Genomic DNA, 22,076 nt, shown 5'->3' on the forward strand with positions numbered 1-22,076 from the left:
ACCTGGCTTCGATTCAGTGCGGACATCTTGCGGAAAGCGCTTTCCAGACCGTACTCTCGTTCCCTGGAGCCGGCTTGCACGTTGAAGAGGCTTTCCCCTCGGGAAAGCCGTACCAGGAGGTGCGATCGGAGGTTCTATGGCCACGAAGAGGTGGCGTCGCGTCCTGTCAGGCGGTTTCGCCGGTGTTGTGGCAGCAGGTGCGATCGTGGTGCTTGCGCAGCCCGCGCAGGCGGTCACCGTACCGCCCGCGAAGGGCGAGGAGACCGTGACGAGTACCGTCAAGGTTTCCGGTTCACGGGACTACGGGATGAAGCGGATCATCCCGAAGGGCCTGGGCAGCGGCGGCGGTAGTGAGAGCCAGAAAGCAGTGTTCGAACTCGCCGACGGGGCGACGCTGGCCAACGTGATCATCGGCAAGCCGGGCGCGGACGGCGTGCACTGTGTCGGTACCTGCACGTTGCGAAACGTGTGGTGGGAGGACGTGGGCGAGGATGCTGCCACCTTCAAGGGCACCTCGGCCTCGCAGACGATGACCATCGACGGCGGCGGCGCGCTGAGCGCGAGCGACAAGGTGTTCCAGCACAACGCTCCCGGCACGATGATCATCCGCAACTTCGCCGCGCAGGGTATCGGCAAGCTGGTGCGCACCTGCGGCAACTGCAGCAACAACCCGCAGACCCGGCACGTGCGGGTGGAGAACGTGCGCATCGAGATGTCCGCGAAGAACGTCGTCAGCATCAACGTGAACTACGGTGACACCGCCCGGCTGAGCCGGGTCACCATCGTCGGCGACAGCCAGCGGAAGACCTCGGTCTGTGACAAGTACAACGGTGTCAAGAAGGGCGAGGGCGAGTCCAAAAAGGTCGGAACCGGCCCGGACGGACGCAACTGCATCTACTCCGCGTCCGACATCATCTATCAGTAGAGCACCGCACAACAATGGCCGGGCCGCGGTTCGCGGCTCGGCCGTTGTGGGTATTGCACCCGCCTCGGTTATGGCGTCACTCTGGACCGATGAGCCACACGCAGGTGTCCGCTGAGGACTTCGAGCTGATCCGCAGGCAGGTCCGCGACTTCATCCGGACCAGGGTGGTGCCACGGGAGACCGAGATCATGCGCGAGGACCGTATCCCCGACGACCTGCGCTCGGCCGCGGCGGACATGGGCCTGTTCGGCTACGCGATCCCCGCCGAGTGGGGCGGCCTGGGGCTCGACCTCACCCAGGACGTCGAGCTGGCGATGGAGTTCGGCTACACCACGCTGTCGCTGCGCTCGATGTTCGGCACCAACAACGGCATCGCCGGGCAGGTCCTTGTCGGCTTCGGCAGCGACGAGCAGAAAAAGCAGTGGCTGGAACGGATCGCCACCGGCGAGGTCGTCGCGTCGTTCGCACTCACCGAATCCGGAGCGGGCTCCAACCCGGCAGGGCTGCGCACCAGTGCCCACCGCGACGGCGACGGCTGGGTTCTCAACGGGCACAAGCAGTTCATCACCAACGCACCCCTCGCGGACCTGTTCATCGTCTTCGCCCGCACCGCCGAACCGCAGCCCAAGAACCCCGGCATCGCCGTGTTCCTCGTCCCCGCCGGCACACCGGGCCTGACCGTGGGCCCGAAGGACGCCAAGATGGGCCAGGAAGGTGCCTGGACCGCCGACGTCATCCTCGACGACGTGCGCGTACCAGCCGACGCTCTCGTCGGAGGTGACGAAGCTGCCGGCTACCGGGCTGCGATGACCTCCCTGGCCCGTGGCCGCGTCCACATCGCGGCCCTGGCCGTCGGCACCGCCCAGCGAGCGCTGGACGAGTCCGTCGCGTACGCCGCCGCCAACACCCAGGGCGGTACGCGGATCGGCGACTTCCAGCTTGTGCAGGCGATGCTGGCCGACCAGCAGACCGGAGTCCTCGCCGGACGCGCCATGGTGCGCGAGGCCGCCCGCGCCTACGTCAGCGGCGAGGACCGTCGCATCGCTCCCTCGGCGGCCAAGCTCTTCTGCACCGAGATGGTCGGCAAGGTGGCCGACCTGGCCGTGCAGGTCCACGGCGGCGCCGGCTACATGCGCGAGATCCCCGTGGAGCGGATCTACCGCGACGTCCGCCTGCTGCGCCTCTACGAGGGCACCAGCGAAATCCAACGCCTCATCATCGGCGGCGGGCTCATGCGACAGGTATGACGGAGCAGACAAGATCGGAGTTCACCCGTTTGGCGGACGCGTCGGCCGTCGGTCTGGTAGAACAGCAGCCACTTGGATGAAGATCTACCGAATCGCTTTCGACTGGGGGTCGGGGTCACATGCCCGACGGGTTTGGGATAGTTCCTGAGGAGTTGCGGCAGACCGCGGGCCGGATCGGCGACGTGATCGCCGGTGTCGCCGGCGCGGTCTGGCAGGGACCGAGCGACGACTACGGCCACCCTGGCGTGCAGATGGGCTGGGCCGGGTTCATCGACCAGATGAAGGCGCATGTCGAGACATTGCGTGCCAAAGCGGACGGTCACGGCGAGAACCTGATCACCGCGGCTGCGTCCTATCTGGACCGGGAATCGGGCGTCGGCCAGGTGCTGGGCCAGGCCGGGTCGCTGCTCGAGTCGGCCGCCGAGGTGCTGGGCGGCGGGCGCCCGACCAGCGGCGCACACCTCGGGATCGCGCAGCGGCTCAACCCGGGTGGTATGTGATGGCAGCCGAACTCGGGCAGACCCTCGACCCACGGGAGCTCATTCCCGGCAATCCGGACGCGATCGCGCAGGACCTCCGGGCGCTGATCGGCACCATCCAGCAGGTCGCGCAGGCGGGCGGCGGCCTCGGCTCGGTCGACGTGGTCAACTGGACCGGTGCGGCCGCGTCGGCGTTCACCAGCGCGTTCGGCGAGGAGCCGCCGAAGTGGATGCAGGCCGTGGAAGACCTGGGGACCGGCGGCCAGGCACTGGCCGATTTCGGGGACACGCTGACGTGGGCGCAAGGCCAGGCGCAGCAGGCGATCGAGATGTACACCCAGGCGATGGCCGCTTCCCGGGCCGCCGCAGCGCAGGCTTTGACCACCGCCCAGCAGGGGGTCGTCGGCCCGTTCGTCGATCCGGCGGTCGACATGCTCCACAATGCCCAGACCGTCCTGAACAACGCGCGGGACCGGCTGGCCACGGCCGGCGGGAGCATCGCGCAGATGTTCGGCCTGCAGCCCGACGGCGAGGGCAAGTACACCTACTCCGGACCTGAGCGTGGGTTCGGTCTGGACAACCAGAACAAGCAAGGCTGGCAGCGCACCCGGGCCGGCCGCGGCTACCAGCGCGAGTTCGGCAGCCAGCAGCAGGGCCAGCTCGGCGACATGTTCGGCGGGCTGGTCAGTGGCGCGCTCAAGCAGCTGGGCATCGACATTCCCGAGGGCGAGTGGGAAGCCAAGGCCGAGGCCAAGGTCTGGGGCGGTGAGATCGGCGGCGAGTTCGACAGCGGCTTCTTCTCCGGCAACGGCAAACTGTCGGCCGACGTGCTCGGCGCCGGTGCGGAGGCACACGCCAAGTGGGGCCCGGACGGGCTCACGGCGGGCGCGAGTGCTGAGGCGTACCTGGCCAAGGCGTCGGCCGAAGGCGAGCTGGGCTTCGGCGACCACGCCAGCGTGAGCGGCAAGGGCGAGGCGTTCGTGGGTGCGAAAGCCGAGGCCGAGGCCAACATCGGCTGGGGCGGTGTCGATGCCAACGCCGGTGCCTTCGCCGGTGCCCGGGCCGAGGGCGACATCGGCGCGGAGGTCGCCGGGGTCGGTGCCGGTGTGCACGGCGAGGCGTGGGCCGGTGCGGGCGCGGAGGCCAGTGCCCAGTTCGGGATGGGCGACGACGGCAAATTCCACGTCGGCGGCTCGGTCGGGCTCGGGCTCGGCGTCGGCGCCAAACTCGGCGGCGAGTTCACCGTCGACCCCGGTGCGGTGGTCGACACGGTGGCCGACGTGGCTGGTGGCATCGGCGACGGCATCAGCAGTGCCGCGGGCGCGGTCGACAAGGGCATCAGCAACGTGGCTGGTGGCGTCAAGGATTTCCTCGGTTTCTAAGGGAGTAGCTGACAATGGCCACCACGATCCCGGTGCCGATCGAGTTCTCGCTGCCTGACGGATGGGTGTCGGCACCGCCGGACGAGGTCGGGTCGCCGCATGTCGCGTTCGTCGCGCTGCGACCGCCGGCCAGCAATGGGTTCACGCCGAACATCACGATCAGCGGCGAGGTCCGTGGCGACATCCAGCTGGGTGTCGTCGCCGACGAGGCGCTGGCGAACATGCAGACCGAGGTGGGTCCCGGCAACGTCATGCTGGGCAAGCGCACCGAGGCCGGCTCACCGGCCAGTCCGGGCCTCACCCAGGCGCTGCGGATGCGGATCAACCTCAACGGCCGGCCGCAGGATGTCGCGCAGCTGCAGGTGTTCCTGGGCATGCAGGACGTACGTGACCCGCGGCGCCAGGCGGTCCTGCGGATCGTGCTGACCGCGACCCCGGACCGGTTCGATCAGGTGATCGGCGACTTCCAGCAGTTCATCTCGACCATCCGGCCCGAGCAGGCCGCAGCACACACCCACAACGGGGGCAGGCGATGACAGAGTGGGCCGAGCGCCTGGCGCGCAGGATCGAGGCGATCGACAGCGCCGCCGTGGACAACCGGCTGCGTGCCGAGTCCTACCGCCAGCTGACCGAGGATCTCAAGCAGGCCGACGGCACCGCGACCTCGCCGGACGGTGTGGTCACGGTGGTAGCCGGGGCGGGCGGCGCGTTGAAGTCGATCACGTTCAGCCAGTCGGTCCACAGTGTCCCGCCCGCGGCACTGTCCACAATCGTCATGCAGACCATCGCCAGAGCACAGGCCGACGCCGCACGCTCCCAGGCCGACGCAGTCCGGCGTGGCCTGGGCAGCACTGAGTTGCTCGACCGCGTCCTGGCCGAGGAGGAACGCGTTTTCGGCGACGAGCCGACCCGCGCGCCCGCCTTCCCCGCCACCCGGCCCGTCCAGCAGCCTGTTCAGGCTGTCCAGCCGCTCCAGGCCGGCCGCGGCAGGCACTCGCGGCACGCGGCGCCGGACAACGACGACTTCGAGGACGGTTTCGACATCTACCAGCGGAACCGCCGGTGAGCCCGGCGCTGATCATCGTCATCGTCGTCGGCGGCCTCATCGTCGTGGCCGGTCTGCTCATCGCGATGATGATCTGGCTACGCAAGTCGTACGACACCGAAGAAGGCGCGATCCTCGAGCGCCTGCACGCGGAGGCTCCCCAGCGGGGTTGGACGTTCTCCGAACGCGCCGACGCCTACACCCAGGTGTTCAACGACCTGGAGCGGCACCGCAAACTGTCCGAGCCCGTCGTCGGCTTTGCCGGCTCCCCCAAGGCTTTGCGGGCACACGACGTCGTGTCCGGGCAGCACCGCGGCCGAACCTTCGTGGCAGCCAGATTCCACATCAGCCAGCCCCCGGACACCCGCCAGGGCGGCGGCTGGTCGGACACATTCGCGATCTGGGTCAGCACGCCGGCCCCGGCCCCAACCCTCGACGTGCGCTCAGTACCGCGCGCCCAGAGCGTCATCGGCGACAGCCTGGGCGTCGGCGACCTGCGTATCGGCCACCCCGAGTTCGACGCCCGATACCAGGTCACGGCCGAGAACGAGCAGTTCGCCCGCGCAGTGCTCACGCCCCACCTGATGGACTTCATGCTCGGTGACGGCCGCGACTTCCGCGGCTTCTGGATCCGCGGCGGCCAGCTCGAAGTCCTCGACACCGTCAGCGACCACCGCGACCCGGCCCAACTGGTACCCGCCCTCGACCTGCGCTGCGACATCCTCGACCGCGTCCCCTCGCAGGCCTGGGCCTAGCGTTCGGAAAGGCCCAGCAAGGCGCTCAGCCCGGCTCGCCGAGCACAACCTCAGCCGCCGGGTCACCGCTGTGCTCCCAAGCCACCTGGCCGCGATGATCCTCGCCGCCCGCAGCGACGTCGTCTGCCTGGTACCCGACGCAGCCCTCTTACCGCTCACCGAACCCGCCGCCGCACTCGGCCTACAACTCCTCGATATCCCCCTGCCACTGCCGCCACTGACCATCGGCATGGCCTGGCATCCCCGCCACGCCGCCGACGGCGGACACCACTGGCTACGTAACGCCGTCCGCCGGACTGTCCAGGCACCCAAGACCTGAACAGCGCCCCGGCACTGGGATGCTGTGCGCGTGGCGACAGATCTTGAGATCGGGAACGCGTTGGCCGGGCTGGATGTCGACCAGGTGCCGTTCGAGGGCAAGTGGCACACCGCGCCCTATCCGGAGCGCGAAGTGGCCGGGCGGACCTGCGCGATCCTGGTGGACGACCCGGGCATCCAGCAGCTGGTGGTGAGCCGGGACAACGGCGAAGTGCTGCTCGCCGACAGCGACAGCACCGAACTGGTCAACCGGTCACTGGCCCAGTTCGCCACGTCCATCCAGATCTACCTGGATGCCAGGCAGCAAGCCGAATCCATCAACGACGACAAAGCGTTCCGCAAGAACGGCAAGCGCGCCCGCACCGCGATCCGCAAAGCCGACCGGCACGCCGTCCGCGGCGAGAACCAGTTCTGGTCGGTGGCCACCGAGGAACTCGGCTACGGCATGTAGTTGTTTGTTGCCACGGCTATCCCGTCGTTGGGAGACTGGCAGGCGTGGACGAATCGATCGATGTTGACACCGCAGCACTGGTCAGCCACGCACGCACGTTGACCGGCCTGGTGGGCGAGTTGCGTGCGGCGCTCGATGCCGCCCGGTCGGTGAGTCTGAGCAGTGATGCCTACGGCGAGACGGCCCGGCCGGCAGCAGTGAAGTTGGAGAGCGCCGCGCAGGACGGACAGGCAGCCATCAAGGCCGGTGTCGACGCGGTCGACCGCACGGGCGCCAAACTCCGGGATTCGGCGGCCGCCTACGAAAACCGTGACTCCGCGGAGGCCGCGCGGATGGCCAGAGTCGAGGGAGAGGTTGCCACCTCATGACTTCCGCTCCAGCCATGACCGGCGCCGAGGCCGACCGTTACCTCAATGAGGCGCAACAGCTGGTCAAGAACATCACCAGCGGCCGGTGGATCGCCGGTGGGCTGCAGGCCGGTGGCGGGATGGCGGCACTGGACGACCGGGCCAGGCCGGTCGACCAGCTCAACGCCGCCGGGCTCGGCTGGTTCGCCCCGCAGGTCCAGCCGCTGCAGGACGCGTACGACCGGATGGCCGGGTCCGCGTCAGCCGTCCAGTCGTTCACCGACGCTTGGCGACGTGCCTCGGACGCGGTGCGCGCGGTGTCCGAACGGCTCGCCGGTTGCGCGCCGACGGAAACCGCGAAGTGGTGCGATGTCGCGGGTGACAAGTACCGCGCTCGCGCCGCCGAGATCGCCACGGCTTTGGCTGGCGTAGCCGCATTGTGCGAAGCCAAGAGCGCGGCCGCGGTGGCGATGGCAGAGGTGGTGGCGGATACCCGCAAGCGCATCGGCGAGCTGCTGGCCGGTCTGGTGCGCGACCTGATCTCCAGCGTGGGACAGGCCCGCGCGGTGCAGGGTGGCCTGACCGTGCAGATCGTGGCCGACGGCAGCAGGATGATCGACTCCTACGCCGCACCCATCGCCGCACTTGAGCAGAACCTGCGCGACAGCGTGCACAACCTCATCCAGCTACCCGGCAGTGATGGCCGCGCGAATCAGTTCATCACCGACCAGCAGGCGGTCGACTCGGCCGGCTGGTTCGGGCAGGTCTACCAGATCCTCATCGACATCCTGACCAACGAGAAGGGTGGCGGCAGGATCCTCGAACCGTCATCGCCAGGTACCGTCCCGCAACGCGCCGGTCCCCGCACGACACCGAGACCGAACCCGCAAACGCAGAACAACTCCAGCGGCACCGTGCCCACATCCGTCCCGCCCATCCCCCCGATCCTGCTCACCGGCCGGAATGTGGCGCAGAACCGGGTGGGATGGTGGTACCCGCAGGTCGTCGACCGGCGGACGATGCGGATGATCGAATACCCGGGCGACGGCCTGGTCAAAGTACCGCTCGAACAGCGTGTGCCCCCGCTGACGGGCATGGACAAGGCGGCCTATATCAGGGAGTTCTACCGGCGCGGCCACCAGCTCGCGCCCGGCGCCACGTGGGACGGGGTGGACCTGCACCACATCCGGCCCCGGGAATACGGTGGCACGAACGATTTCGACAACCTCGTCCCAGTGGATCGCGCGGCCCACCGGGAGTTGTTCAACCGCTGGTGGGCGGATTACTAGATATCCTCCATCACAACGGGTTCCTGCCAGTCGTCGTCCTCAGCGCGGCTAGGGCGTCGCGTGTTTTCGTTGGCGGGCGGCGGATCCGCGCGTTCCGCATGCCCCGACCATGCCTGTCTGGGCGGCGGTGGCGGGAACATCTGGCGGGCGTCGGCGACGAGCAGGTGCGTGGTGGTATCCGCCGTGCCGAGCGCGCCGGTCATGACCTGCTGCAACAGATCCGGGATCCGGGCCTGCGCCCTGCGCATGCACGCCATGATCTCGTCCGCCACCTGCGGCAACGGCCTCTGGTAGCCGCGCTCGCGCAGCACCAGGTCGGTCATCAGCCCGTTGGCGGACACAGTCACCCGCACCGAACCGTCCGGTGAGACCTCGGTGACCGACATGCGCGAGACCTGCTCGTTCAACTCCTGGTACCGCCGGGCGTTCTCAGCGACCTGTTGCTTCCAGTCCACCCGCCGGCCTCCTTTGTTCGGTGTCCTCACCCCGACCTTGGCACAAGACTTGATTCCTCGGCAGCGGGCCCGTCCTGAGCAGGCAAGCCAAGCTGCAGCAAAGTGTTGCCAACGGCCGGATGGGCACTCTTGGCCAGCCCGATGGCCGGCTCGCTGACTGACCGGCAGGGGATTGCTGTTACCCAACTTTTGGAGGCTAACCATGCCACAACGTGTTCGGACAGTCATGTCAGCAGTTGCCCTCGCGGTGGGTTATGCCGCGGGAATGACTGTCACGGCCGGTTCAGCCAGCGCGGCCGACCAGCCCTCGACACCGCTCACAGTCAACGGAACACAGTCGTTCACGGTGAAGCTGACCCGGACGGCCGACGCCGCGCCACAACAGGGGCAGGCGATACAGGAGATCATCACCTGCGGCGGAACTGTCACCAATCCGTACCGCAACGGCTCGGCCATCCGCGTCGACGTCCAGGCATCGTGTGACGCCATCGTGGACACGATCGAGGTCGGGGTCGGAATCGGGATCAACGGCGTCCTCGGCCCTGACGACGGCAGGACCCTGGCCAAGGTCAGCTTCAACAGCCATTTCGTGACCACCCCGTGCCCCGGCACCACGAAGTCCTACCGAGGCGCGGGGTACGCCAGGTTTGGTCCTGTCGCTGATTGCGTGATCAACTTGGTTGGGTCCGTGTGAACGTCGGTCCACCGGTCTGTGATCATGATCTTGGTGTGATCATGATTGGTTAGCGGACCTGTTGCCGCACTTGGCCGGAGTGGCGGTCGAGAAGGTCGAGCAGGCTCCGAGCGGCGTGCGGATCTGGGCAAGTGCCAAGGCGAGTGTGAGTGCCTGTTCGTCGTGTGGGGTCGGGTCGCGTCGGGTTCATAGCCGCTATGACCGTCGGGTGGCTGACGTGCCGGTGGCGGGACAATCGGTGGTGCTGTGGCTGCGGATGCGCCGGTTTTTCTGCGACAACGAGACATGTCCGCTCAAGACGTTCGCCGAGCAGGTCGATGGCGTGACCAGCGCGCACGCACGGCGCAGCCCGCGGCTGCGTGGGATGTTGGAATCGATCGGCCTGGCGGTGGCCGCTCGTGCCGGAGCTCGACTGGCCGCTCGCCTTGGCTTGATCACCGGCCGGGATACGTTGTTGCGCTTGGTCCGCGCCATCCCTGACCCTCCGATTGGAACGGTCACTGTGCTGGGTGTCGATGATTTCGCGGTCAAACGCCGTCATACCTATGGGACCATTCTGCTGGACATGGCCACCCATCGCCCGGTGGACCTGCTCGCGGACCGGACTGCGGAGAGCCTTGCTGCCTGGCTTCGCGCGCACCCTGGCGTGACCATCGTTTGTCGTGATCGTGCTGGCGCGTATGCTGAAGGCGCGCGTCTGGGCGCGCCCGGCGCTCAGCAAGTAGCCGACCGCTGGCATCTCTGGCATGGCCTGGCCGGCTATGTCGAGAAAACGATCCGGCAGCATCATCGCGACCTGCGCGATCCCGACCACGATATCCCCCGTCCTGACCCAGATCGTGTTGCCCCGCTGGATGTCGAACAGGTCACGATCGCCGCGGACATCGACCGCGTGGAGACCCAAGCCGTGGTCGTCCGCATCCGTGAGCACTACCAGGCAGTGCAGCAACTGCTGGCGGAGGGCGAATCGATCAGCGGGATCTCCCGGTCGCTGCGGCTGGATCGCAAAACCGTGCGGCGGTTCGCTCGAGCCACGACCATCGAGGAGTTGCTGATCAAGCAGCGGGATGGTCGTCCCGGGCCGCTGGAGCGGTTCAAGCCGTACCTGCACGAGCGATGGAACCAGGGATGCACGACGGCGACGGTCCTGCTGGCCGAGATCCGCGAACAGGGCTACACCGGCAGCTATCCGGCCCTGACTTGCTACCTCCGTCCCTTCCGGACAGTCGGTGCCGCGCCACCTGCCACCCCAGCCCCGCCGAAGGTCCGAGACGTGACCCGGTGGATGCTGCAACACCCCGACGACCTCGACGATCACGACCGCGATCGGCTGAACGAGATCCTGGCCCGAAGTTCAGCGCTAGAGAGGTTGTCCTTCCATGTTGCGTCCTTCGCGGAGATGATGACAGGACGACACGGAGAACGCCTCGATGACTGGACCGCCGCAGTGGAAGCGGACGATTTCCCGGAGCTGCACTCGTTCACTGCAGGGCTTAAACGCGACCATGCAGCCGTGGTCAACGGGCTCACGATGGAGCACAACTCCGGAGCGGTCGAAGGTTCCGTGTCACGGTTGAAATCGATCAAGAGAAGCATGTACGGGCGGGCGAAGTTTGACCTACTCCGCAAGAAGATCCTCTGCCGATTCTGACTCAGCCACTTGTTGATCACGCAATCAGCGACAGGACCCCAGGTTTACCAAGGCGGGCTACGCCAACTCCCCGCTCACGCTGGCCGGTGCGTCCCCCTGGATTTCCATCAACTGCTGACCTGTCCACGTATCGCAGGCCCGCGCCCGCAAAGGGCGCGGGCCTGCTTTGCGTTTCAGCTACAGGCCAAGCAGTCCATCGACCGCCCTTACCAAGCCGTAGCAAAGGTTTGCCAACGGCCGGCGCACCACGATGAGTCCAGTTCACCGGAAGCTCCGATCGAGACGCAGGGTATCGGAAGGGAGTCGAACACACTGATGAGAAAGCTCTTCGTCATTGTCGCCATGATTCTGGGTCTGGTGACCGCCATCGCGGGCACTGCCGCCGCGGCGCCCGGCGACGCCAGTTCGTCGGCCACGGTCACTCTCGAGCAGACGGATTCCGCGCAAGCACCGAGCGCGGGCATCCAGCTCGCGAGCTGTGAGGGGCCGTACGGCAGCCTGACCAATTTCTACTTCTACTGCACGGTTCTCACCACGACCACGTTCTATGCCTTCTGCTCCGACGGCAAGATCCTTTACGGGGTGCTTCCGCCGGGCCTGTACACCGTTCGCGGCAGTTGCGCGCCGGGGATTCTGACCGGCGTCAGCTACTAGGACCCGGCACCCTGCTCCCCGATTCGCGGTCAGGCGAACGGGGAGCAGGGCCCGTCAGGTCCATGTCCCGGCCAGAACCAGGGTGACCACAGTGCTCAGTGCCCGGACACCTTGCACCGAACCGGGAGCGAATCCCACCAGCCGGTGGATCCGGTTCAGCCGGTAGTCCAGTGTCCTCGGATGGATGTGCAACGCGCCGGACGTGTTCAGCCGATTCATCCCGTGCTGGTAGAACGCGTCCAGGGTGGCGATCAGGTCGGGCCCTTCGGACAGTCGTTGTGCTATTGCGCGCAACCAGGCGTCGACTTGTGGCACGTGCCCGACACCGAGCTCGACGAAGACATCGGAAATGCCGTGTAATCGGCGTGGCACCGCCTCGGCAGGTGCGGTCCGGCTGATCTGCCGGGCCAAAGTCAACGCATCGTTCAGATCGCGGATATGCCCGGTAGCCGCGCCCGCGCCACATCGCCGCCCGATCAGGTGCGCGAATTCCCGGACGAGCGCCAGCGCATGGTCGGCCACCTCGTCCTCCTGTTCGCCGGTCGCGTCCTCGTCCACCGGCAGCAGTGCGACGAACTCCTTGGGCGTCTGCCAGGTGACGGGCGTCAGGAATCGCTTGAGCACCGCGCCCAGAACCTCGTCACGCCGGTCATGTCCGGTGGCGAACGGCTCGCTGGGCACGTGCACGACTGTCACCAGATACCGGGTCGCCAGCGGCATGCCGATGCTGGCCGCGATGGCCTTCACCGCGGGGTTTCCGGCGAGCAGCGCCATGGCGAAATCCTGCATCCGCTGGGTGGCAGGACGAAATCGCTTCTGGCCGAGCAGATAGCCCTCCGTGTAGGCGCTCTGCGCCGCGAGCCCGTTGCCGGGCAGCCAGCCGAGCATGCGGGTCAGGTGACTGGAATCGTCCGGACCGGCCGCTTCCTGGATCTCGCGGAGCGTGAGCACGGAGTGCAGAACGAGAACACGTTGCTGGGACAGCAAAGAGACTCCCGCTGTGCCCCGTTGTTCGCCGTACGCGCGCAGCACAGCCAGGTCGTTGTCGGTGAACGGCTGTTCGTTCTGGGCGAGCTCGGCCTCCCGGCGTCTGAGCAGGACCGCGAAGTCCATCATCCCGGCCTGCACCACGGGATCTTCGGCCACAGAGCGGTATTCGGGCAGTTCACTGGTATAGGTCTCGACCGCGCGTGCGGCGTTGGAATCGATCCGGGTGCGCAGCGCCTTGAACAATCCGCCCATCGTCTCTCCCCGTTGACACTGGTGAAACGTGTGAGAGTTCCCCCGTGAATGCGGACCACCGGCGCGTGATAAACGCGAAAGCGGTCCACATTTCCCGTCGGCTACGCCGCCCGCACCCGTAACCTTGTCACCGGCTCCTGGCGTTGGTACCGCCAGGTGCAGCACCTATGTCAGGACTTTTCGGCGCACGAACTCATTCGGTGAATATCGAATCTGTGCACGATCGATCACGCACGGCTGTTCTCCGGCGTGACGGCGTCGAGTCTGCGGAGATTTCGCTGGATGTGTCCGGCATCCGTGGTGTGGCGCAATACGCGGTACAGCCGGAGCGCCTGGTGCCAGGTGGCTCGGGCCCGGCTGAGCTGGCCGACGGCTTCGTACGTTGCGCCGAGGTGTCCCAGGGTTTCGGCCTCGTAATAGGTATTTCCCAGATCCCGGAACACCGCCAGAGCCTGGCGGTAATGCTCCAGGGCTTCGGCATGTCTGCCCGTGCTGTGCGCGACCTGGCCGAGGGTGGTCAACGCCGAGCCTTCGCCGTCGCGGTCGTTGTGTTGCCGAAACAAGACAAAAGCGGCTTCGGCGTGGAAATACGCAGGCTCATATTGGCCAAGGCGGGCGTGATAACCGGCCGCCGCGCCCAGGACACGAGCGGCTCTCGCGGGCTGGTCAAGCGATTGGTACAGCGACAAAGCGTGGTCGGCGTGGTGCAATGCCAATTGGTAGTCGCCTTGTTGTTCCCACGCTCGCGCGAGGATGTAGTGGTTGTGTGCTTGCCCGGACCGGTCGCCGGCCAGTTCGGTGAGCGCGAGAGCCCGCTGCAAGTGGTCGAGCGCCTCATCGTGGCGCCCGACCCGCGCGCAGGCATAGCCAATACGCCGATGCGCCAGGGTTTGCGTGACCGAATCGTTCACGCGTTCGGCCGCGGTGAGCGCTGCCTGCCAGACGACGAGGGCATCTGTCAGATAACCCCGTCGGTAGTGGTACACGTCCAGAGTCCAGCTCAGCTGCCAGACCTGCGTGTGCCAGCCCTGGTCAAGCGCGAGTCGCTGGATCGCCATCAGGTTCGCGTGTTCCGCGTCGAACCAAGCCAAGGCCTGGGTCTGGTCCGAGAGGCCTACCGGCATGCTTCCGGCGGCTGCCCGGCTGAGCTGGATCTGTGGACGAGGCGGCGGATCCAGCAGTTGCTCGGCGGCCACGGCGGTGTGCAGGTAGTGGTCGGCCAGACGGCGTAGCGCGGCCCGGGCAGACTTCGCCGGATGACCGGAATCCGCGGCATACAGCCGAATCAGGTCATGCATCCGGTATCGATCGGGCGCGTGCTGCTGGACCAGGTGCGCGTCCACGAGTTCCCGGATGACCACTCGTGCCTGATCGGCCGGCAGGTCGATGAGACACGTGACGCCGGACAGACTGATGTCCGGTCCTGGCACCAGGCCGAGCAATCGGAAGACAGTGCGTGCGGCCTTCGACAGGGAATGACACGACCAGGAGAGCACTGCACGCAGGTTTGTCGTCAGGTCCCCGGCGTCGAACGCGTTGAGCCTGCAGGTGCGGTCCCGCAGTTCGTCGGCCAGCGCCGCAAGGGGAAATCCAGGTTGACCGGTGACGCGAGCGGCAACGATGCCAAGAGCCAACGGCAGCCCGCCGCAATGACGCACCAGATCGCTCACCGCATCGGGCTCCTCGGCCAGACGGCTCTGGCCGAGATGACGAGCCAACAGGTCTTTCGCTGCGGTATCAGCAAGAACATCCAAATCGACCGCAGTGGCGCCGTGCGACGCAACCAGCCCATTGAGTCGATGCCTGCTGGTGACCAGGACCGTGCAGGCTGGACTACCGGGCAGCAATGGCGTGACCTGGTCCGCGTCCGCGGCGTTGTCCAGCACGATGAGCAGGCGTTTGCCGTCCGCCAGGCTGCGGTAGAGACCCGTCTGGGCGGCCAGATCCGCCGGAACGGCACCGGGATCGGCGCCCAGACCGGCCAGGATCGTGCGGATCGCGGTTTCCGGGTCCATCGGGCTGCCCGTAGGGTCGAACCCGCGCAGATTGAGATAGATCTGCCCGTCCGGGAATCGGTCGAGATGCTCGTGCGCCCAGCGCAAAGCAAGCCATGTCTTGCCGATCCCGCCGCTGCCGCGGATCACCGACAGCATCACGGCAGTGCCCGATTGCCCAGCCAGCAGTGCGGTGAGCTGCGCAAGCTCCTCGGCGCGTCCGGCGAACAACCGGGGTGGGGCGGGAAGTTGCCGTGGCACAGGAGGCTGTTGCCGCTTCGCCTCGGATCGCCCGGCAGGCGTGGCGAGTGCCGGATCCGCGGCGAGGATCCGTTGATGCAACTCCTGCAACGGCGGGCTTGGATCGGTGCCGAGTTGTTCGATCAGCTGGCCACGGATGTACTGGTGGTGCGCCAACGCCTCGGCCTGGCGGCCGCTGCGATAGAGAGCGAGCATGTACTGGCCCGCAAGCCGTTCGTCAAGCGGGTGCTGCCCGACTTGGGAGCGCAGTCCGGTGACCAGCTGCGTGTGCCGGCCGCATCGGAGCAGAAGATCGTTGTAGTCCAGACGTGCGGCATGATGCCGCTCGACGAGAGATGCCCGGAACGTGCTGAACCACGGTGTGTCGACGCCTGCGCACGGCTCCCCACGCCACAGTTCGAACGCCTGCTCGTACATCGTGAGAGCGTGCACGTCGTCAACGCCGCGAGCCTGTTCGACCAGGTCCTGAAACCGGTGCACGTCGACGAACTGAGAGTCCAGCGTGATCTGATAGCCAGTCGCCTGCCTGCTGATGGCAACGCCAGGCACGTCCGCCAACGCGTTGCGCAGCATGCTCATGCTGTAATGCACGGCGTTGCGCGGATGCGCGGGCAGCCGCTGATCGCCCCACACCCGGTCGATCAGCTGGTCGGCCGACACCGCCCGGTTGGCCTCGATCAGCAGGACCGCCAGCACACACCGAAGCCGCGAATACCCAACAGCGACAGGCCGGTCCCCAACCTGCACCGCGATGTCCCCAAGAACCCGGAAATCAGCCTCCGCCGCCCCCTGCCCAATGCCCGCCACGGCCGAGTCCTCCCCTCCATCGGCCCCCGCGCCGCCCAGTCTGGTGCGACAGCGACACCCAAGTCTTCGTAACAGCGCGAAACATCGCCGGCCCGCCGCTCCCCGCCTTTGTAACTCCCCGCAAACGCACGATGTCCAGTGAGGACATTCGCGATACGGTCCGGTGGTGGGATGTTGCGGCTGTTCGGGCGTGACCACGGCGTCCGAACAGCCGGTGCGCAGTTTTGCCGCACACCGATAGCATTGCCGCGCCACCACGTGCCGTGCCCAGTTGGGTTGAGGACTATGCGACAGCCAGTTGGCTCATTGATACCAGCGATAGCCCTGCTGCTGGCGGTCGCGCCGGCACCGGCATCCGCCGAGACGTCACCACCAGAGCAACCCTTTGAGCTGAAGGTGAACACGGCGAACGGATCAGGCTGCCGGCCAGGGACATACGAAGTCAATCGGCTGCCCGGCAACGGCGGCTTCCAAGTGGTGTACAGCGACTTCCGTGCCTCGGCCGGCAAGGGCTCGTCACCGACCGACTTCCGTAAGAACTGTCAGGTAAGTGTCCAAATACTGGTGCCCAGCGGCTACACCTACGCGGTACTCGAAACGGAGACCGTTGGCACAGCAGACATCGCGCCCGGCGGCAACGGGCTCCTCCGGCACAGTCACTACTACGCGGGCGCGGCACCCAGACCGTTCGTCAGCCACCCGTTTCCGAGTGGGTACGCGGACAACTGGCAGGTCACCGATACCATCGATGTGAGCGCGCAGTTCTGGGTCTGGTGCGACTTGGCGGCATCGCTCAACAGCAACGTAGAGGCACGGGTGGCAAGAGGGACCGAGAATGAAACCACGAGCTTCCTGACTGTCAAGACCGTCACTTACCGGTTCGGGTGGCGACGCTGCGCTGGCTCGTGAACAACTGGCTGATTGAGTGTAGGCAGCCAGTTGAGTGCCCGGTCCGATCCTGTCGCGCGGCGATGTGACAGCGATCTCGGATCGTTTCGTGAAGAAGCCTGGAACTGCTCGGCACTCGCGTCCGACTGATAGGGCATGTCGTCTCGCTATCGTGCAGTCGCGGTGGTTGCCTTGCTTGGCGCCATCACGGCTTGCGGCACGGAAAACTCCCCTGGCGCCGTACCGCTGTCGCCAGGCAGCCCGCCGCCTTCCGCCACAGCGAAAGCCACTACCTATCCGCTGACCATCGACAACTGTGGACGGAAGGTGACCTTCGAGAAGGCACCGAGCCGGGTCCTGTTGCTCAGCGGCGCGTCGGTGGCCGAGGTGGAAACCTTCATCGCACTGGGTATCCAGGACCGGATCCTGGCCAACAGCCAGTCCTACGGGGTGTCCGACGATCCGTCCATGCTGGACAAGGTCAAGGCCGTGCCCACCGGCGGGCTGAAGATCAACGAGAACTTCGAGGTACCCCGCGAACAGGTGCTGGCGCTCAAACCCGACCTGGTGATCTCCACCTGGGCGGGCGGTTTCGACGAGAAGATCGGCTCGATCAACCGCGACCAGCTCACGGCCACCGGCATCAACAGCTTCGTCACCCCGGTCAACTGCGCCAACGGTGATCCGAACGCCAGTCCGCGGGACAAGGCCGCCTACGAAGCGGCGTCCGTCGAGTCGTCCTTCGAGCTGATGATGCGGCTCGGGGAGATCTTCGACGTCCAGCAGAAGGCCGCCGGCCACGTCAACTCCGCACGCGCCGAACTGGCCGCGCTCCAGCAGAAGGTGGCCGGAAAGCAGCGCAGGAGCGTCCTGGTCGTCTATCCGGGGATGTCGATGATGAACAACAACGGCCTGCCCGCGATCTTCGGCGGCGGCATCTTCGACGACATCATCAACCGCGCCGGTGGCGTGAACCCGTTCGCCGGCAAGACCACCAGCCAATTGGCCGAGATCAACGTCGAAGCACTCGCGGTGGCCAAGGTCGACGTGCTGGTGATCGGGGTGTACCAGCCTCAAGAACGGGTCGACGTGCTGGCCGGCGATCTGTTCGCGAAGTTCCCGCAGTGGGAGGCGGCCAGGACCAGGACCTTCACCAGCCTGTCCGACAGTTTCTATCTGGGCCCGCTCAACGCCGTCGCCGTACAGAAGATCTCCGATGCTGCGCACCGTGTCCCGTAACCCGCATCTGGTCCACGGCCGTGGATTCGCGATGCTCGTCGTCGGTCTGACCGTCGCCCTCGGTGCCGCAGTCGCGTTCGCGATCGGGATCGGTACCGTCGACGTCCCGGTCGGGGACGTGATCGGCGTGATCTGGGCCCACGTCTTCGGCGACACCACAGGCCTGAACCCGTTGACCGACCAGATCGTCTGGGAGTTCCGCACGCCTCGCGTGCTGCTGGCGGCGGTCGCGGGCGGCGGGCTCAGTCTCGCGGGACTGTGCCTGCAGACGCTGATCCGCAACCCGCTTGCCGATCCGTACGTCTTCGGCGTGTCGGCCGGCGCCTCACTGGGCGCGGTGATCGTGCTGACCGCCGGTGTCACGGCCGGATTCACCGTCGCGGGTGCCGCGTTCGCCGGGTCGTTGGCGAGCCTGCTCATCGTGTTCGCCCTGGCCCAACGCGGCGGCAAACTGCTGGGCACCAGCCTGGTTCTCGCCGGGGTCGCGATGGCCTATCTCGGCACCGCGATCACCGGTTATCTCCAGCTGCAGGCCAATCCCAGCGAACTGCGGGGCGTGATGTTCTGGCTGCTGGGCTCGGTGGCCGGAGCTTCGTGGGCTGATCTGGGGGTGCCCGTCGCGGTCATCGCCGTCGCCATGGCGTGGCTGCTCACCCAAGGCAGGCAGATGAACGCACTGTCCACAGGGGACGACACCGCAGCCGGGCTCGGTGTCGACGTCAACCGTCTGCGGATCCTGCTGCTGGTCGTCTCCTCGCTGCTGACCGCGGCAGTGGTCAGTGTGGCGGGCGGAATCGGGTTCGTCGGCCTGATCGTGCCGCACGCCGTACGGCTGGTCGTCGGCCCCGACCACCGCAAGGTGCTACCGGTGTCGCTGCTGGCCGGAGCGGTCTTCCTGGTCCTGGTCGACCTGGCCACCCGGACCGTCGACCGGCCCAACGAACTGCCGATCGGCATCTTCACCGCGGTGCTCGGCGCGCCGTTCTTCCTGATGCTGCTGCGCGGACGAAAGCGAGTCCTGCGATGAGAATCGAAGTCCACGACGTCACGGTGATCATCGACGGCAACCCGATCATCGGTGCGGCCCGCCTCGACGTACAGCCCGCGACCGTCACCGGGCTGATCGGCCCGAACGGTTCGGGCAAAAGCACATTGCTGCGCTGTGTCTACCGTGCGCTCAAGCCGTCTTCCGGTTCCGTCTACATCGGATCCGACGAAGTCTGGCGGTCCGGTGCCCGCCAGGCCGGTCGCCGCACCGCGGTGGTGACCCAGGATCACGACCTGGACAACGACTTCTCCGTCGAGGAGACCGTCGCGATGGGACGCGGCCCGCACAAACGCCTGCTGGAAAGGGAAAACAGCACGGACCGCGACATCGTCCAGGACGCACTCGCCCGCGTCGGCATGCAATGGGCCGCACACCGCGTCTTCGCTCGCCTGTCCGGCGGCGAACGCCAACGCGTGCTCGTGGCACGCGCCCTGGCCCAGCAGGCGCCGGTGCTGCTGCTCGACGAGCCGACCAACCACCTCGACGTCGGCTCACAACTCGACCTGCTCAGCCTGGTGCGCGAACTCGGGCTCACCACCATCGCCGCCCTGCACGACCTCGACCATGCCACCGCGTACTGCGACAATCTGGCACTTCTGCGGTCCGGCCAGGTCGTGGCGACCGGCAAACCCGAGGAAGTGCTCGAACCAGATCGTGTGGCCGACGTGTTCGGCGTACGCAGCACGATCGTGCCGCACCCCATCACCGGGCGGCCGCATTTCGTCACCGCGCCCACCTGAACAGCGACACCGTGATGATCGTCGCACATTTTCCGGCCCGCTCGAACGCTTATTGCATATTATGTGCAGGTGCATGGCTATCGCATCAGGACGGCGGCTCCGGAGGATCTCGACGGCGCGAGGGCGGTGATGCTCGATACCGTGTACCACGTCTTCGGCACCGGTTACGTGCCGCGCTGGCATGCGGACATCATCGATCCCGAGCCCTTCTATCTGACGTCCCCGAGGCACACCTTGCTGGTCGCGGTCGACGACACAGGCAATGTGACGGCTACGGCCGCGCTGGATTCGCGAGGGCCCGCGTATCCGCCGAACCCCCGATGGCTGGCCGAGCGCTATCCGTCAGGCGAGACGGCACAGCTGCGGCGGGTGTACGTGCGACCGGAGCACCGGCGGCGCGGTCTCGCCCGGCAGATGGTGGCCCAGTTGCTGGAGTTCGCGAAGGCGGACGGCGGCTATCGATCGGTCTACCTGCACACGTATCCGGACTCCCCCGGGGCCACCGAACTGTGGCGGTCGCTGGGCAAGGTGGTGTGCGACGAGCGCGAGGAGGTGCCTGACGGCGGGAGTGGGGTTGTTCACTTCGAGATTCCCCTCAATTAGCGGAAACGATTTTCATGTTACTCTGCCGCCGGACACCGTCAGTGATCATTCCGCGAAGAACGAGGCCCATGAGATCGTCCCACCGCCGGCTCGCCGCCGGTCTGCTGCTCGTCCCGCTGCTGTCCGGATGTTTCTCGTCCCCTTCGGACCCGTCCGGTTCCGGCCAGAGTGGACGCTTACGGGTCGTGCTCGCGTTCCCGCCCACGCAGAACTACTCCCCCTACGGCCAGGACGCGTACAGCCTGTCGCGGCTGGGTGTCACGGAAGGCCTGACCCGGCTGGACACCACCGGCGTCGCGGTGTCCGCCCTCGCCGAGTCGTGGACCAGCGCGCAGGACGGCCGTAGCTGGGTGTTCACCTTGCGGAAGGCGAAGTTCCAGGACGGCACCGACCTCACCGCGGCCGCGGCCGCCGCCGCGCTCACCAGCGCCGCCCAGGCGAAGCCGCAACTCACCGCGCTGTCCGGGGTTCTCCTCAGCGCCGAGCCCGTGGGCGCGAACCAGGTGCGGATCACCACCAGCGTGCCCGATCCGGTGCTGCCGCAGCGGCTTTCCAACCCGAGCCTGGCGGTGTTGTCCCCCAAGGCCTACGAGAAGAAGGAAGCCGTCAATCCGGTCGGCACCGGCACTGGTCCGTTCCGGATCACCCAGACCACCGGCGCCACTCAGGCCACTTTGGAGCGATTCGGCGACTACTGGGGCGGCCTGGCACAGGTACCCGGTATCGACGTGAAGTTCATCGCCGACGGCACCGCGCGTGCCAACGCGCTGCGTTCCGGAGAGGCGGACATCGCCGAGGCGATCCCGGTCTCGCAGGCCGGTTCCCTGGACAAGGACAGGGTCAACGAAATGCCGACCGCACGCCTGACCAGCCTGCACCTGAACACCACCGCCGGTCCCTTCACCAACCCGGCTCTGCGGGCCGCGGCACGGGCCGCGATCGACACCTCGGTCCTGGCCAGGGATGTGTTCGAGGGACACGCCGATCCAGGCCAGGGCTTGTTCGGACCCGCCCTGAGCTGGGCGGCCGGCAAGCGGACCGCACCGGCCAGGCAGGTGCAACCGGCCAATGCCCAGGGCACCACCATCACGCTGGCCACCTACGACAACCGGCCAGAGTTACCCGAAACGGCCCAGGTGCTGCAGCAGCAACTGCAGCGGGCCGGCTTCACGGTGAAGCTGGAAGTGCGGGAGTCCTCAAGGCTGTTGACCGACGCACTGGCCGGGAAGTTCGACGCGTTCGTCGGCTCGCGGAACATGATGCTCGACACCGGAGACCCGGTCTCGGTCCTCGCCAGCGACTTCACCTGTCAAGGCACGTACAACATGTCGCGACTGTGTGACAAGCCGGTGGACGAGGCCGTCACCAAAGCTGAGGCCGTCACCGACCCCGGCCAGCGGCAGAGCGCCGCGATGGCGGTCGAGGCGGCGATCCTCAGCACGGACGCGGTGATTCCGCTGGTCCACCAGAAGGCCATCGTCGGCGTCGGCCCGTCGGTGCAGCAGGTGCTGTTCGACCCGTACGAGCGCATGTTCGTCGGGACTGGGACGCGACGCTGAGCA

23 protein-coding genes are annotated in these 22,076 nt (G+C 67.0%); 20 read left to right on the forward strand and 3 right to left on the reverse strand.

Features of this window, described 5'->3' with window-relative positions; genetic code table 11:
* Positions 1-136: 136 nt before the first annotated feature.
* From JOF56_RS41440 to JOF56_RS41490, 11 genes are all read left to right on the forward strand, one after another.
* Positions 137-925, forward strand: a complete 789-nt coding sequence (locus tag JOF56_RS41440) for a pectate lyase (protein ID WP_209645063.1) — start codon at positions 137-139, stop codon at positions 923-925.
* Between the two features lie 89 nt (positions 926-1,014).
* Positions 1,015-2,172 (forward strand): acyl-CoA dehydrogenase family protein, encoded by a 1,158-nt coding sequence (locus JOF56_RS41445; protein WP_209645064.1) that lies wholly within the window; start codon positions 1,015-1,017, stop codon positions 2,170-2,172.
* A 119-nt stretch (positions 2,173-2,291) separates the two neighbouring features.
* Positions 2,292-2,672 (forward strand): hypothetical protein, encoded by a 381-nt coding sequence (locus JOF56_RS41450; protein WP_209645065.1) that lies wholly within the window; start codon positions 2,292-2,294, stop codon positions 2,670-2,672.
* Complete coding sequence (locus tag JOF56_RS41455; protein WP_209645066.1) at positions 2,672-4,033, forward strand: putative T7SS-secreted protein; 1,362 nt, start codon at positions 2,672-2,674, stop codon at positions 4,031-4,033. The genes JOF56_RS41450 and JOF56_RS41455 overlap by 1 nt, the downstream gene beginning before the upstream one ends.
* Positions 4,034-4,047: 14 nt before the next feature.
* On the forward strand, positions 4,048-4,569 hold the full coding sequence (locus JOF56_RS41460; protein ID WP_209645067.1) for a hypothetical protein: 522 nt from the start codon (positions 4,048-4,050) through the stop codon (positions 4,567-4,569).
* Positions 4,566-5,099, forward strand: a complete 534-nt coding sequence (locus JOF56_RS41465; RefSeq protein ID WP_209645068.1) for a YbaB/EbfC family nucleoid-associated protein — start codon at positions 4,566-4,568, stop codon at positions 5,097-5,099. Before JOF56_RS41460 ends, JOF56_RS41465 begins: the two co-directional genes overlap by 4 nt.
* The gene (locus tag JOF56_RS41470) at positions 5,096-5,833 is read left to right on the forward strand and encodes a hypothetical protein (RefSeq protein ID WP_209645069.1); all 738 of its coding nucleotides are present in this window, start codon (positions 5,096-5,098) and stop codon (positions 5,831-5,833) included. Before JOF56_RS41465 ends, JOF56_RS41470 begins: the two co-directional genes overlap by 4 nt.
* A 70-nt stretch (positions 5,834-5,903) precedes the next feature.
* Positions 5,904-6,152: a type 2 periplasmic-binding domain-containing protein gene (locus JOF56_RS41475; protein WP_209645070.1), complete on the forward strand. Its 249-nt coding sequence runs from the start codon at positions 5,904-5,906 to the stop codon at positions 6,150-6,152.
* Between the two features lie 30 nt (positions 6,153-6,182).
* A complete protein-coding gene (locus JOF56_RS41480; RefSeq protein ID WP_307855485.1) occupies positions 6,183-6,602 on the forward strand; it encodes an SUKH-4 family immunity protein in 420 nt (139 codons plus the stop codon).
* 44 nt (positions 6,603-6,646) lie between these two features.
* Entirely contained in the window at positions 6,647-6,970 is a 324-nt protein-coding gene (locus JOF56_RS41485; protein ID WP_209645071.1) for a type VII secretion target, read from the forward strand.
* Entirely contained in the window at positions 6,967-8,238 is a 1,272-nt protein-coding gene (locus tag JOF56_RS41490) for an HNH endonuclease signature motif containing protein (RefSeq protein WP_209645072.1), read from the forward strand. The genes JOF56_RS41485 and JOF56_RS41490 overlap by 4 nt, the downstream gene beginning before the upstream one ends.
* Here JOF56_RS41490 and JOF56_RS59725 read toward each other — a convergent pair.
* Positions 8,235-8,693 (reverse strand): YbaB/EbfC family nucleoid-associated protein, encoded by a 459-nt coding sequence (locus JOF56_RS59725; RefSeq protein WP_209645073.1) that lies wholly within the window; start codon positions 8,691-8,693, stop codon positions 8,235-8,237. The genes JOF56_RS41490 and JOF56_RS59725 overlap by 4 nt on opposite strands.
* A gap of 226 nt (positions 8,694-8,919) precedes the next feature.
* Here JOF56_RS59725 and JOF56_RS41500 point away from each other — a divergent pair, with 226 nt between their 5' ends.
* The 3 genes from JOF56_RS41500 to JOF56_RS41510 all read left to right on the forward strand — a co-directional run bounded on the left by JOF56_RS41500 (position 8,920) and on the right by JOF56_RS41510 (position 11,692).
* Positions 8,920-9,387: a hypothetical protein gene (locus tag JOF56_RS41500; protein ID WP_209645074.1), complete on the forward strand. Its 468-nt coding sequence runs from the start codon at positions 8,920-8,922 to the stop codon at positions 9,385-9,387.
* Positions 9,388-9,502: 115 nt separating this feature from the next.
* Positions 9,503-11,038 carry an ISL3 family transposase gene (locus JOF56_RS41505; protein ID WP_307855824.1) on the forward strand — a complete coding sequence of 512 codons (1,536 nt, stop codon included), beginning with the start codon at positions 9,503-9,505 and terminating at the stop codon, positions 11,036-11,038.
* A 315-nt stretch (positions 11,039-11,353) separates the two neighbouring features.
* Complete coding sequence (locus JOF56_RS41510; RefSeq protein ID WP_209645076.1) at positions 11,354-11,692, forward strand: hypothetical protein; 339 nt, start codon at positions 11,354-11,356, stop codon at positions 11,690-11,692.
* Between the two features lie 54 nt (positions 11,693-11,746).
* On the opposite strand, the gene JOF56_RS41515 is transcribed toward JOF56_RS41510, so the two are convergent.
* A complete protein-coding gene (locus JOF56_RS41515; protein WP_209645077.1) occupies positions 11,747-12,934 on the reverse strand; it encodes a PucR family transcriptional regulator in 1,188 nt (395 codons plus the stop codon).
* Between the two features lie 227 nt (positions 12,935-13,161).
* A complete protein-coding gene (locus tag JOF56_RS41520; protein ID WP_307855486.1) occupies positions 13,162-15,996 on the reverse strand; it encodes an AfsR/SARP family transcriptional regulator in 2,835 nt (944 codons plus the stop codon).
* A gap of 285 nt (positions 15,997-16,281) precedes the next feature.
* On the opposite strand from JOF56_RS41520, the gene JOF56_RS41525 reads away from it, so the two are divergent.
* The 6 genes from JOF56_RS41525 to JOF56_RS41550 all read left to right on the forward strand — a co-directional run bounded on the left by JOF56_RS41525 (position 16,282) and on the right by JOF56_RS41550 (position 22,073).
* A complete protein-coding gene (locus JOF56_RS41525; protein ID WP_209645078.1) occupies positions 16,282-16,905 on the forward strand; it encodes a DUF4360 domain-containing protein in 624 nt (207 codons plus the stop codon).
* Between the two features lie 306 nt (positions 16,906-17,211).
* Positions 17,212-18,123, forward strand: coding sequence for an ABC transporter substrate-binding protein (locus JOF56_RS41530; protein WP_307855487.1), 912 nt, complete (start codon positions 17,212-17,214; stop codon positions 18,121-18,123).
* Complete coding sequence (locus tag JOF56_RS41535; RefSeq protein WP_209645080.1) at positions 18,101-19,150, forward strand: FecCD family ABC transporter permease; 1,050 nt, start codon at positions 18,101-18,103, stop codon at positions 19,148-19,150. The genes JOF56_RS41530 and JOF56_RS41535 overlap by 23 nt, the downstream gene beginning before the upstream one ends.
* Positions 19,147-19,911, forward strand: a complete 765-nt coding sequence (locus tag JOF56_RS41540) for an ABC transporter ATP-binding protein (protein ID WP_209645081.1) — start codon at positions 19,147-19,149, stop codon at positions 19,909-19,911. Before JOF56_RS41535 ends, JOF56_RS41540 begins: the two co-directional genes overlap by 4 nt.
* Before the next feature lie 69 nt (positions 19,912-19,980).
* A complete protein-coding gene (locus tag JOF56_RS41545) occupies positions 19,981-20,514 on the forward strand; it encodes a GNAT family N-acetyltransferase (protein ID WP_307855488.1) in 534 nt (177 codons plus the stop codon).
* A 68-nt stretch (positions 20,515-20,582) separates the two neighbouring features.
* Positions 20,583-22,073 (forward strand): ABC transporter substrate-binding protein, encoded by a 1,491-nt coding sequence (locus JOF56_RS41550; RefSeq protein WP_209645082.1) that lies wholly within the window; start codon positions 20,583-20,585, stop codon positions 22,071-22,073.
* Positions 22,074-22,076 lie beyond the last annotated feature (3 nt).

The sequence above is a fragment of the Kibdelosporangium banguiense genome (genome assembly GCF_017876405.1).
GTDB lineage: Bacteria > Actinomycetota > Actinomycetes > Mycobacteriales > Pseudonocardiaceae > Kibdelosporangium > Kibdelosporangium banguiense.

Excerpts from the sequence above, each read along its gene's own strand:
- JOF56_RS41525 (WP_209645078.1), top strand. The coding sequence starts at position 16,282 with ATGCGACAGCCAGTTGGCTCATTGATACCAGCGATAGCCCTGCTGCTG.
- JOF56_RS41510 (WP_209645076.1), top strand. The coding sequence starts at position 11,354 with ATGAGAAAGCTCTTCGTCATTGTCGCCATGATTCTGGGTCTGGTGACC.
- JOF56_RS41550 (WP_209645082.1), top strand. The coding sequence starts at position 20,583 with ATGAGATCGTCCCACCGCCGGCTCGCCGCCGGTCTGCTGCTCGTCCCG.
- JOF56_RS41460 (WP_209645067.1), top strand. The coding sequence starts at position 4,048 with ATGGCCACCACGATCCCGGTGCCGATCGAGTTCTCGCTGCCTGACGGA.
- JOF56_RS41440 (WP_209645063.1), top strand. The coding sequence starts at position 137 with ATGGCCACGAAGAGGTGGCGTCGCGTCCTGTCAGGCGGTTTCGCCGGT.
- JOF56_RS41540 (WP_209645081.1), top strand. The coding sequence starts at position 19,147 with ATGAGAATCGAAGTCCACGACGTCACGGTGATCATCGACGGCAACCCG.
- JOF56_RS41445 (WP_209645064.1), top strand. The coding sequence starts at position 1,015 with ATGAGCCACACGCAGGTGTCCGCTGAGGACTTCGAGCTGATCCGCAGG.
- JOF56_RS41515 (WP_209645077.1), bottom strand. The coding sequence starts at position 12,934 with ATGGGCGGATTGTTCAAGGCGCTGCGCACCCGGATCGATTCCAACGCC.
- JOF56_RS41500 (WP_209645074.1), top strand. The coding sequence starts at position 8,920 with ATGTCAGCAGTTGCCCTCGCGGTGGGTTATGCCGCGGGAATGACTGTC.
- JOF56_RS41455 (WP_209645066.1), top strand. The coding sequence starts at position 2,672 with ATGGCAGCCGAACTCGGGCAGACCCTCGACCCACGGGAGCTCATTCCC.
- JOF56_RS41490 (WP_209645072.1), top strand. The coding sequence starts at position 6,967 with ATGACTTCCGCTCCAGCCATGACCGGCGCCGAGGCCGACCGTTACCTC.
- JOF56_RS41450 (WP_209645065.1), top strand. The coding sequence starts at position 2,292 with ATGCCCGACGGGTTTGGGATAGTTCCTGAGGAGTTGCGGCAGACCGCG.
- JOF56_RS41465 (WP_209645068.1), top strand. The coding sequence starts at position 4,566 with ATGACAGAGTGGGCCGAGCGCCTGGCGCGCAGGATCGAGGCGATCGAC.
- JOF56_RS41535 (WP_209645080.1), top strand. The coding sequence starts at position 18,101 with ATGCTGCGCACCGTGTCCCGTAACCCGCATCTGGTCCACGGCCGTGGA.